Origin of the sequence: Streptomyces sp. SID11385 (genome assembly GCF_010548245.1) — a bacterium.
Taxonomy (GTDB): domain Bacteria; phylum Actinomycetota; class Actinomycetes; order Streptomycetales; family Streptomycetaceae; genus Streptomyces.
Genome location: NZ_JAAGLR010000465.1, coordinates 1 through 10,259 on the forward strand (window position 1 = coordinate 1; position 10,259 = coordinate 10,259).

Genomic DNA, 10,259 nt, shown 5'->3' on the forward strand with positions numbered 1-10,259 from the left:
GAGCGCCCCCTCCGCGCCCGTGGCGGCCCCGGCGCCCTCGGCCCCCGCCGCGCCCCCGGCGCCGCCCGCCCCCGGGGCCGGGAAGATCAACCTGGACAAGGGCCGGGTGAGCCTCCAGAAGAACCAGACGGTCTCGCTCGTCAAGGGCGGCGCCCCGCTGCTCGCCAAGGTCAAGATGGGCCTCGGCTGGGAGCCCGCCTACCGGGGCAAGGACATCGACCTGGACGCCTCGGTCATCGCCTACGGCCCCCAGCGCGACCTCGTCGACGCCTGCTACTTCGGCAAGCTGTCGATCCTCGGCGGCGCCGTCAAGCACTCCGGGGACAACCTGACGGGCGAGGGCGCGGGCGACGACGAGGTGATCGTCGTGGACCTGGGCCGCATCCCGCAGGAGGTCTCGGGCCTGGTCTTCACGGTCAACTCGTTCACGGGGCAGAAGTTCACGGAGGTCGCGAAGGCCTACTGCCGCCTCGTGGACGCGGCGACGAACGAGGAACTCGTCCGCTTCGACCTCACCAACGCCGAGGCGCGCACGGGCGTCATGATGGCGAAGCTCGTCCGCCAGTTCTCCGGCGAGTGGGACATGACGGCGATCGGCGAGTTCGCGAAGGCCCGTACGGTCCGCGAGATGGTGAAGCCGGCCGCGAAGGCGCTGTGAGCGGCGCGCTCGCTTCCGTTCGGGGAGCCCGTACGGGTCCCTCGTACGGAAGCGAGCGCACACGCGGGCGGCGGCCCGCCGAACGCCCGGCGAACGGGCACGGGGGGCTCAGCCCTTGTCGTCCCCGCTCCGCTCGTTCCCCTTCAGCGAGTCCCTGACGCCCTGGGCCCGGTCCTTGACCTGGTCCATGGTGTCCTTCGCCCCGCCCTTGGCCTGGTCGGTCTTCCCCTCCGTCTCCTTGCGCCGGTCGCCGGTGAGCTTGCCGACCGCCTCCTTGGCCTTGCCCTTCAGCTTGTCCATAGCGCTTTCGTCGCTCATCGCTCTTCGTTCCTTCCGCAGGGACGGCTCTCGCCGACACGAACGTTCAGATTAATCCCGTACGCACCTTTTGTCCGTTCGAGCCGTCTCCCGCCAGCCCGTCACCCCGAACCCGTCACCCCGAGCCCATCCCTCGGAGCCGTCGCCGAGCGCGCGCACCGCGCTCGATACGGTCGTGCGATGAGCGAACAACCGGACACCGCCCCCCTCCCCTTCCCCGCCTCCGGGCGCCGCGTCCTCGTGACGGGCGCGGGCAGCGGCCTCGGCGCCGTGCTGGCGCGGGCCTTCGCGCGGCAGGGCGACACGGTCGCGCTGCACTGCCGTACGCACGCGGACGAGGCGCGGGCGACAGCGGCGGAGCTGCCCGGCGAAGGACATGTCGTGGTACCCGGCGACCTCGCGACGCCCGAGGGCGCGGCGGCGGTCGTGGCCACGGCGGCGGAGCGGCTCGGCGGCCTCGACGTGCTCGTCAACAACGCCGCCGTCAACACCCCGCACCCGCCCCTGGAGACCCCGTACGAGGAGTGGGTCGCCGCCTGGCAGGCGCACGTCTCCGTCAACCTGCTCGGCACCGCGCACCTGAGCCACCAGGCGGCCCGGCACATGGTCGCGGGCGGGCGCGGCGGCCGGATCGTGAACATCGGCTCGCGCGGTGCCTTCCGGGGCGAGCCCGCGCACCCCGCGTACGGGGCGACGAAGGCGGCCGTCCACGCGCTCGGCCAGTCGCTCGCCCTCGCGCTCGCCCCGCACGGCATCGCGGTCGCCTCGGTGGCGCCCGGCTTCTTCGCGACGGAACGCGTGGCGCACCGGCTGAGCGGCGCGGAGGGCGAGGCGATCCGCGCCCAGAGCCCGTTCGGGCGGGTCGCGGAGCCGGAGGAGATCGCGGAAGCGGTGCTGTGGCTCGCGTCCCCCGCCGCGACGTGGGCCTCGGGGACCGTCATGGACCTGAACGGGGCCTCGTACCTGCGGACGTGACACGAGGTCGTCAGGCTGGGTTGACAAGCGGCAGGGCGTCAACCCAAACTGACAGACATGGAAACGGGAGACATTTCCGCGCTTCTCCGCTCCGAGGACCCCGCCGTGGGCCTGCGGGCCGTGGGCGCGCTGCGCAGGCTCGGCGAGCAGGTCGAGGCGGCGGCCGTCGCACGGGCCAGGGAACAGGGCTGGTCCTGGGAGCAGATCGGGGACGCCCTCGGCGTCTCCCGGCAGTCCGTCCACACCAAGTACGGCCACTAGTACGGAAAGTGAGACGACCATGTTCGAACACTTCACACCGGGCGCCAAGGCCGCCGTCGTCGACGCGGCGAGCGAGGCGGGCAAGCGCGGCGACCGCCGCATCGGCACCGAACACCTCCTCCTCGGCGTGCTCGGGCAGCCGGGTCCCGCCGAGGCCCTGGGCACCGACTCCGCATCCGCGCGCGCCGCGCTCGACGCGCTCGACCTGGCGGCGCTCGCGGCACTCGGCATCGACGCGCACGGCGTCGCCCGCCCGGCGATCCCCGCGTCCCGCAAGCGCACCCCCTTCACCTCGGGCGCCCGGGCGGTCATCCCGGGCGCGCTGGGCGAGGCGCGCGGCGCGGGCGCCCGGCACATCACCCCCGAACACCTCCTCCTCGCCCTGCTCGACCGCGACCGCCCCGACCCGGCCGCCGACCTCCTGGACCGGCTCGGCGTCGACCGCGCCACCGTCCGGGCGGGCCTGCGGGGACCACGGGAGGCGTAGCGCGGCGCCCCCGGGAGGCTGGGCGCGGCGGGGCGCACCACGGGAGGCGCAGCGCCGCGGGGCCCGTCAGGACGTGTAGTCCGCGTTGATCCGTACGTACCCCGCCGACAGGTCGCACCCGTAGACCGTCGCCGCCGCGTCCCCGATCCCGAGCCCGACGCCGATCGTCACCTCCTCGCGCCGCATGATCTCCGTGAGCGCGGCGAGGGTCGCGGCGCCGGGCTCGGCGGGATGGACGGGCAGGGCGCCGAAGCGGACGGTGACGCGCGCGGGGTCGATGTCCGTGTCGTCGGTGTTCTTGCCGATCGCCATCAGGACCCGCCCCCAGTTGGGGTCGGCGCCGTGCACGGCGGCCTTCACGAGCGGCGAGTTGACGACGCTCTTGGCGACGGTACGGGCCTGGGCGCGGTCGCGCGCCCCGCGCACCTCGACCCGCAGGAGCTTCGTCGCGCCCTCGCCGTCGCGCGCCAGCTGCCGTACGAGATCGAGGCACAGTGCGCGCAGGGCCGCCGCGAAGGCCGCCTCGTCCACCGGGCCCGCCGCGCCGTTGGCGAGGATCGCCGCCGTGTCCGAGGTCGAGGTGTCGGTGTCGACGCTCAGGCAGTGGAAGCTGTCGTCCACGGCCGCGCGCCAGGCCGCGTCGAGTGTGCCGGGAGCGAGTTCCGCGTCCGTGAAGACGTACGCGAGCATCGTCGCCATGTCGGGCTCCAGCATCCCGACGCCTTTCGCGACCCCGACCAGCCGCGCGGCCCCGACGCGCCGTTCGGCGGTCTTGGGCCGCGTGTCGGTGGTCATCATGGCGCGCGCGACGCCGAGCGGCGCGGCGCCGAAGGCGGTGGGGCCGAGCGCGGCGAGACGGGGTCTGAGCGCGGCCATCGGGAGCGGGCGGCCGATCACGCCGGTCGAGCCGAGCAGCACCACTTCGGCGGGCACGCCGAGTACGGGCGCGAGGCGCGCCACGACCTCCGCCGCGTGCCGCTCACCCTCCGCGCCCGTCGCCACGTTCGCGTTCTGCGCGAGCGTCACGACGGCCCGCAGCCCCCGCCCCGCCGCGTGCGCACGGCTCAGGAGCACGGCCGGCCCGGCGAACCTGCTGCGCGTGAACATCGCGGCACTGACGGCGGGACGGTCCGAGACGACGGCCGAGAGGTCGTCACCCTCGGCGCGGAGACCGCCGTGGGCGGTGAGGGCACGGAAGCCGAGGGGCCAGGCGAGGGGCGCGGGGGCGGCGGGCACGGATGCATGATCATGCGTCATGGCGCATATGTTTGCGGTACGGGCAGAGGGAAGTCCACCGGTTTACGGTCCGCCGCGCGCGGGGGCGCCGTACGCGGGAGCGCGCCGCACACGGGCCGCCGCACGCGGGCCGCCCCGCCCCCGTACCCCCGCAAGCCCCCGCCCCCTACACCCCCGGCGCCCCCGTACTCCCCCGCACCACGAGCCGCGTCCCCAGTTCGATCCGTGTCTCGCCCTCCTCCTCGCGCCGCAGGCGCAGCAGCATGCGCGCCGCCTCCTCCGCCATCTGTTCGAGGGGCTGGTCGACCGTCGTGAGCGCGGGGCTGGACCACTGGGCGAGGGGGATGTCGTCGTAGCCGACGACGGAGAGGTCGTGCGGGACGCGCAGGCCGAGGACGCGGGCCGCTTCGAGGACGCCGAGGGCCTGGAGGTCGGAGCCGGCGAAGATCGCGGTGGGGCGGTCGGGGCGGTCGAGCAGGTCGAGGGCGTGCCGGTGGCCCGAGGAGACGTGGAAGTCGCCGAAGCGGATGAGCGCCGGGTCGGGCGTGATGCGGGCCATGTTGTGCGCCGAGCGGAAGCCGTCGAGGCGGGCGAGGGCGCAGAGCATGTCCTCGGGTCCCGTGATGACGGCGGTCCTGCGGTGGCCGAGTTCGATGAGGTGGCGGGTCGCGGCGAGCCCTCCGGCCCAGTTCGCCGAGCCGACCGAGGGGACGTCGGGCTCGGGGTCCCCGGCCGGGTCGACGATGACGAAGGGGATCGCCCGCGACCACAGCTTCTTCTTGAGGTCGGCGGGCAGCGTCGAGAAGACGAGGACGACGCCGAGCGGGCGGCGGCGCAGCACCCCCTCGACCCAGTCGGCGCCCGGCGAGTGCCGGGTGCCCGTCTCGGTGAGCACGACGCTCATGCCCTGCGCGTTGGCGACGTTCTGCACGCCCCTGATCAGTTCCATCGACCACGTGCTGTCGAGTTCGTGGAAGACGATCTCCAGGAGCGGCGCCTCCGGCGGGGTCGGCGCGGGGCGGCGGTAGCCGTGCTCCTCCAGGAGCTCTTCGACCTTGCGCCGCGTCGGGGCGGCCACATCGGGGCGGCCGTTGAGGACTTTCGAAACTGTCGAAAGCGAGACGCCCGCTTGCGCTCCCACCTGGGCCAGCGTGATCCGGCCCGCTCCGCGCTCCTCGGCGCGCGCGGTCTCTGTGCCCTCGGGGCTCTCAGCTCGCATGGGACGAAGGATAGAACACGCGCGATCCCGCTCGCGCATAACGGTTTGGTCGCGCTCGCACCCCTCCATTGACCGCTTACCCCGGCCCTTCTACCGTCCTGCCGCAGAAGACTTTCGGCAAAGATGCCGACACTTTCGAAAGGGCTGTCGATGATGGCGATGCAGCATGCGCCGGCGCGGGGGACGAAGCCGATGAAGCCGATGAGGTTCCCGCGCGCGGTCGCCGGGATCGCGGTACTCGCCCTCGGCATGGGCCTCACCGCCTGTGGCGGGGACAGCGGTTCCTCGGGCGGGAAGCAGGAGTTCCACGTCCTCGTCTACGGCGACGCGGGCAACAAGGTCGAGAAGAAGATCGTCGCGGAGTTCAACAAGACCTCGAAGGTCAAGGCGGTGCTCGACACCATCCCCGGCGCCGACTACCAGCAGAAGCTCCAGACGATCATCAACACCAAGCAGGCGCCGGACGTCTTCTTCAACTGGGGCGGCGGCAGCATCCAGCCCTTCGTGAAGGCCGGTCTGCTCCGCCCGCTCGACGACATGATGGCGAAGGACGCGGGCCTCAAGGAGAACTTCCTGCCCTCGGTCCTCGACACCGCGAAGGTGGACGGGAAGCACTACGGCATCCCGATGCGCGGCACGCAGCCCGTGCTGCTCTTCCACAACAAGAAGGTCCTCGACGACGCGGGCGTGAAGCCGCCGGAGACCTGGGACGAACTGCTCGACGTCGTCAAGGCGCTCAAGGCGAAGAAGGTCACGCCTTTCGCGCTCGGCGGCGGCGACAAGTGGCCCACCCTCATGTGGTTCGAGTACCTCTACGACCGTGTCGCGGGCCCCGGGCTCTTCGAGAAGGCGCTCTCGGGCGACAAGAGCGCCTGGGAGAGCCCCGAGAGCAAGAAGGCGCTGTCGATGCTGCGCGAGCTGGTCGACGCGGGCGGCTTCGGGAGCAGCTACGACTCGGCCAAGCAGACCGACGGCGGTACCGCGCAGCTCCTCGCGAGCGGCAAGGCGGCCTTCGAGCTGATGGGCTCCTGGGAGTACTCGACGGTCAAGGACGCGAATCCGGGCGTGCTGAAGGACATCGGCTGGACCAACTTCCCGAGCGTCGCGGGCGGCAAGGGCGACCCGGCGGACATCGTCGGGAACACGAACAACTTCTACTCGGTGACGAAGAAGGCCCAGCACCCGGACGCCATCGCGCAGTTCCTCAAGCTCATGTACTCCGACAGCTTCGTCAAGCAGCAGCTCGCGATCGGCAACCTGCCGACCACGACGAACACCGAGAAGTTCCTGGACTCCACCGACGACCCCGCCTACGCCAAGTACCAGCTCGACCTCGTCGGCAAGGCCCCGTCCTTCCAGCTCTCCTGGGACCAGGCGTACCCGCCGGCCGACATGACGCCGATCTACCGCGCCGTCCAGCAGTTCACCAACGGGCAGCTCGACGCGGACGGCTTCATCAAGGCCATGCAGGCGCTCACCACCTCCTGAACGGCGGCCGAAACCATGACCTCACCACCCACCGCGTCCCGGGCCGGGCGGTTCGCCGCCCGCCCGGGCGTCGCCTGGACCCTCCCCGCCGTCGTCTTCTTCACGCTCTTCGCGCTCGTCCCGCTCCTGCTCGTGGCCGTCCTGGCCTTCACCGACTGGAGCGGGCTCGACACCCCGCACTTCAACGGGCTCAGCAACTGGCGCAAGCTCCTTGACGACCCCGTGCTCCTGCACAGCCTGTGGCTCTCCGTCCTGCTCACGCTGCTCGGCGTCGTCGTGCAGACCCCGCTGAGCATCGCGCTCGGCGTGTGGGCGGCGGGCAAACAGCGCAACCGGGCCGTCCTGTCCGCGATCTTCTTCGTACCGCTGCTGCTCTCGGCGACGGCCGTGTCGGTCCTGTGGCGCGCGCTGCTCGACCCGAACTTCGGCATCCCGTCCGAGCTGGGGTGGCTCTTCGGCGACGGGAACCTCTTCGGCAAGCAGTCCACGGCGATCGGCGTGCTCGTCTTCGTCGCCGCCTGGCAGTTCACCCCGCTGCACACGCTCATCTACCAGGGCGCGGCCCGCGCGATCCCCGAAGTCCTCTACCAGGCGGCCGCGATCGACGGCGCGGGCCGCTGGCGGCAGTTCTTCCACGTGACGCTGCCGCAGTTGCGCAACTCGGTGATCACCTCGGTGATCCTCATGGTCGTCGGCGGTCTCACGACCTTCGACACCGTGCTGATCCTGACGCAGGGCGGCCCCGGCACGGATACGACGATCACCGCGTACTACATGTACGACAAGGCGTTCAAGAGCTTCGACTACGGGACGGGCTCGGCGGTCGCCCTGCTCCTCGTCCTCGTCGCGACCCTCATCTCGCTCATCGTGGTGCGCCTCTCGGGCTACGACAGGATGACCGGCACGCAGGAGGGGATATGAGCCTCACCGCCCCCCGTCAGGCACCCGCGCCACAGACCCCGCGCCCCCCGCGAACCCCCCGGGTCCCGAGGCGTGCCCGGACCCGGCGTCCCGGCGAGCGTCCCAACTTCCTCGCCGGCCTCGGTTCGCTCGTCTGGCTCGTCCTGGTCGGCCTGCCGCTGTACGTGCTTCTCGCGGCGACGCTCCAGTCCCGCCCGGACTACCAGAAGAGCGGCCCGCTCGGCCTGCCCCGGCACCTCACCCTCGACAACTACCTCGATGTCTTCGACAACGGCTTCGGCCGCTACTTCCTCAACACCGCCGTCGTCACCGTCTGCGTCGTCGCGCTCGTCCTGCTGCTCGTGCCGCCGCTCGCCTTCGCCGTCGTGCGCGGCGCGCGCCCCGGGACGCTGCGCGTCTTCCGGCTCTTCCTCCTCGGGCTCGCGGTGCCCGCGCAAGCCGTCATCATCCCGATGTTCTACGTGATCTCGAAAGCCGGTCTGTACGACAACCTCATCGGCGTGATCCTGCCGACCGCCGCGTTCTGCCTGCCCATCTGCACCCTCGTCCTGACCGGCACGATGCGCGAGATCCCGGGCGAGCTGTACGAGGCGATGACGCTCGACGGCGCGAGCACGTGGCTCGTCTTCCGGCGGCTCGTCCTGCCGCTCTCGCGCAGCGGGCTCTCCACCGTCGTCGTGTTCTCGGCGCTCCAGGCGTGGAACGGCTTCCTCTTCCCCCTCGTGCTCACGCAGTCCGAGGACACCAAGGTCGTCACGCTCGGCCTCTACAACTTCCAGACCCAGTACGGCGTGAACATCCCCGGGCTGCTCGCCGCCGTCGTCCTCTCCACCCTGCCCGTCCTGCTCGTGTACCTGTTCGCCCGCCGGGCCCTCATCCAGGGCCTGATGGGCGTGGGAGGAAAGTGACCGCCCGCGTGATCCCCGAGACCGCCGTCCCCGCACCCCCGGCCGAAAACGGAGCACCCACCGCGCCCGCACCGCGCCTCTCCCGCGAGCGCGCCGCGCGTGTCGAGTCGCTGCTCGCCGCCATGACCCGCGAGGAGAAGACCGCGCAGCTCTACGGGCTGTGGGTCGGCGCCTCGCCCGAGGGCGGCGAGGTCGCCCCGCACCAGCACGACATGCAGGCCCCGCCCGCGCTCGACGACCTCCTCCCGCACGGCCTCGGCCAGCTCACCCGCCCCTTCGGCACCGCCCCGGTCGACCCCGGGCTCGGCGCGCTCTCGCTGCTGCGCACGCAGGCCCGCGTCATCGCGGGCAACCGCTTCGGCATCCCCGCCCTCGCGCACGAGGAGTGCCTCGCGGGCTTCGCCGCCTGGCGCGCCACGACGTTCCCCGTACCGCTCGCGTGGGGTGCCTCGTTCGACCCGGAGCTGGTCGAACGGGTCGGGGCCGCGATCGGCGACTCGCTGCGCGCGGTCGGCGTGCACCAGGGGCTCGCACCCGTGCTCGACGTCGTACGCGACCTGCGGTGGGGGCGGGTCGAGGAGACGATCGGCGAGGACCCGTACCTCGTCGGGCGGGTCGGCGCCGCGTACGTGCGGGGGCTGGAGTCGGCCGGGATCGTCGCGACGCTCAAGCACTTCGCGGGCTACTCGGCCTCGCGCGCGGGCCGCAACCTCGCCCCCGTGTCGATGGGCCCGCGCGAGCGCGCCGACGTCGTCCTGCCGCCCTTCGAGGCGGCGCTGCGCGAGGGCGGGGCCCGGTCCGTCATGCACGCCTACACCGACACGGACGGGGTGCCGAGCGCGGCGGATCAGGCGCTGCTCACCGGGCTGCTGCGCGAGACGTGGGGCTTCGAGGGGACGGTCGTCGCCGACTACTTCGGCGTCGCCTTCCTCCAGTCCCTGCACCACGTCGCGGCCGACCGCGCCGAGGCGGCGGCCCTCGCGCTCCGCGCGGGCGTCGACGTCGAACTCCCCACCGTGGACGCCTACGGCGCCCCGCTCCTCGCCGCGCTCGACGCCGGGCTCGTGGACGAGGCGACGGTGGACGAGGCGGTGCGCAGGGTGCTCCGGCAGAAAGCCGAACTCGGCCTGCTCGACGCGGACTTCGACCCCGTACCGCCCTCGCTGCGCGGGCGCGGCGAGCTGAGCGCCGAGACCGTACGCGGCACGGTGGACCTCGACCCGCCGGAGCACAGGGAGCTGTCCGCGCGGCTCGCCGCCGAGTCCCTCGTCCTGCTGCGCAACGCGGCCTCCGACGGGAGCCCCGTGCTGCCGCTCGCCGCGCCGCGCCGCATCGCCGTCATCGGGCCGCAGGCCGGGGCGCCGCTCGCGGTGCTCGGCTGCTACGCCTTCCCCGTGCACGTCGGCGGCGCGCACCCGGACCTCGCTCCGGGCATCGCGCTGCCGACGCTGTACGAGGCGGTGGCGGCGGAGTTCGCGGACAGCGATGTCGTCGCCGTGGCCGGGTGCGGGATCGACACCGGCGGCACGGAGGGCTTCGCGGCGGCGCTCGACGCGGCGCGCGGGGCGGATGTCGTGATCGCCGCGCTCGGGGACCGCGCCGGGCTCTTCGGCCGGGGCACGAGCGGCGAGGGCTGCGACGCGCCCTCGCTCCGACTCCCCGGCGTGCAGCAGGAGTTGCTGGACGCGCTGCTCGACACGGGCACGCCGGTGGTCGGGGTGCTGCTCGCGGGGCGCCCCTACGCGCTGGGGCGGGCGGCGGCGGAGGCGGGGGCGCTCGTGCAGGCGT

At 72.9% G+C, this 10,259-nt stretch carries 11 protein-coding genes; 8 read left to right on the top strand and 3 right to left on the bottom strand.

The window, feature by feature from the left end; all coding sequences use genetic code 11:
• Positions 1–658: TerD family protein (locus G3I42_RS14320; protein WP_203606802.1), on the top strand; the 658-nt coding region annotated here is incomplete at its 5' end.
• 108 nt (positions 659–766) lie between these two features.
• Here the strand turns inward: G3I42_RS14320 and G3I42_RS14325 are convergent.
• Positions 767–976: a CsbD family protein gene (locus tag G3I42_RS14325; RefSeq protein ID WP_164285987.1), complete on the bottom strand. Its 210-nt coding sequence runs from the start codon at positions 974–976 to the stop codon at positions 767–769.
• A 180-nt stretch (positions 977–1,156) separates the two neighbouring features.
• Between G3I42_RS14325 and G3I42_RS14330 the strand changes: the two genes are divergently transcribed.
• From G3I42_RS14330 to G3I42_RS14340, 3 genes are read left to right on the top strand one after another with little or no spacing between them, the layout of a single operon-like run.
• Entirely contained in the window at positions 1,157–1,951 is a 795-nt protein-coding gene (locus G3I42_RS14330; RefSeq protein WP_164285989.1) for an SDR family oxidoreductase, read from the top strand.
• 57 nt (positions 1,952–2,008) lie between these two features.
• Positions 2,009–2,212, top strand: a complete 204-nt coding sequence (locus tag G3I42_RS14335; RefSeq protein WP_164285991.1) for a helix-turn-helix domain-containing protein — start codon at positions 2,009–2,011, stop codon at positions 2,210–2,212.
• A 19-nt stretch (positions 2,213–2,231) separates the two neighbouring features.
• Positions 2,232–2,699, top strand: coding sequence for a Clp protease N-terminal domain-containing protein (locus G3I42_RS14340; protein WP_164285993.1), 468 nt, complete (start codon positions 2,232–2,234; stop codon positions 2,697–2,699).
• A gap of 66 nt (positions 2,700–2,765) precedes the next feature.
• On the opposite strand, the gene argJ is transcribed toward G3I42_RS14340, so the two are convergent.
• Positions 2,766–3,956: a bifunctional glutamate N-acetyltransferase/amino-acid acetyltransferase ArgJ gene (argJ, locus tag G3I42_RS14345; protein ID WP_164285995.1), complete on the bottom strand. Its 1,191-nt coding sequence runs from the start codon at positions 3,954–3,956 to the stop codon at positions 2,766–2,768.
• A gap of 145 nt (positions 3,957–4,101) precedes the next feature.
• Positions 4,102–5,154, bottom strand: coding sequence for a LacI family DNA-binding transcriptional regulator (locus tag G3I42_RS14350; RefSeq protein WP_203606803.1), 1,053 nt, complete (start codon positions 5,152–5,154; stop codon positions 4,102–4,104).
• Positions 5,155–5,346: 192 nt separating this feature from the next.
• Between G3I42_RS14350 and G3I42_RS14355 the strand changes: the two genes are divergently transcribed.
• The 4 genes from G3I42_RS14355 to G3I42_RS14370 all read left to right on the top strand — a co-directional run.
• Complete coding sequence (locus G3I42_RS14355) at positions 5,347–6,642, top strand: extracellular solute-binding protein (protein ID WP_239096442.1); 1,296 nt, start codon at positions 5,347–5,349, stop codon at positions 6,640–6,642.
• Positions 6,643–6,657: 15 nt separating this feature from the next.
• Positions 6,658–7,563 (top strand): sugar ABC transporter permease, encoded by a 906-nt coding sequence (locus G3I42_RS14360; protein ID WP_164285997.1) that lies wholly within the window; start codon positions 6,658–6,660, stop codon positions 7,561–7,563.
• Positions 7,560–8,471 carry a carbohydrate ABC transporter permease gene (locus G3I42_RS14365; RefSeq protein WP_239096443.1) on the top strand — a complete coding sequence of 304 codons (912 nt, stop codon included), beginning with the start codon at positions 7,560–7,562 and terminating at the stop codon, positions 8,469–8,471. The genes G3I42_RS14360 and G3I42_RS14365 overlap by 4 nt, the downstream gene beginning before the upstream one ends.
• 122 nt (positions 8,472–8,593) lie before the next feature.
• On the top strand, positions 8,594–10,259 hold a 1,666-nt coding region (locus tag G3I42_RS14370; RefSeq protein WP_203606804.1), incomplete at its 3' end, for a glycoside hydrolase family 3 protein.

Bases quoted from the DNA above. Each gene is read 5' to 3' on its own strand.
- G3I42_RS14325 (WP_164285987.1), bottom strand. From the start codon at position 976: ATGAGCGACGAAAGCGCTATGGACAAGCTGAAGGGCAAGGCCAAGGAG.
- G3I42_RS14330 (WP_164285989.1), top strand. From the start codon at position 1,157: ATGAGCGAACAACCGGACACCGCCCCCCTCCCCTTCCCCGCCTCCGGG.
- G3I42_RS14335 (WP_164285991.1), top strand. From the start codon at position 2,009: ATGGAAACGGGAGACATTTCCGCGCTTCTCCGCTCCGAGGACCCCGCC.
- G3I42_RS14340 (WP_164285993.1), top strand. From the start codon at position 2,232: ATGTTCGAACACTTCACACCGGGCGCCAAGGCCGCCGTCGTCGACGCG.
- argJ (WP_164285995.1), bottom strand. From the start codon at position 3,956: ATGACGCATGATCATGCATCCGTGCCCGCCGCCCCCGCGCCCCTCGCC.
- G3I42_RS14350 (WP_203606803.1), bottom strand. From the start codon at position 5,154: ATGCGAGCTGAGAGCCCCGAGGGCACAGAGACCGCGCGCGCCGAGGAG.
- G3I42_RS14355 (WP_239096442.1), top strand. From the start codon at position 5,347: ATGAAGCCGATGAGGTTCCCGCGCGCGGTCGCCGGGATCGCGGTACTC.
- G3I42_RS14360 (WP_164285997.1), top strand. From the start codon at position 6,658: ATGACCTCACCACCCACCGCGTCCCGGGCCGGGCGGTTCGCCGCCCGC.
- G3I42_RS14365 (WP_239096443.1), top strand. From the start codon at position 7,560: ATGAGCCTCACCGCCCCCCGTCAGGCACCCGCGCCACAGACCCCGCGC.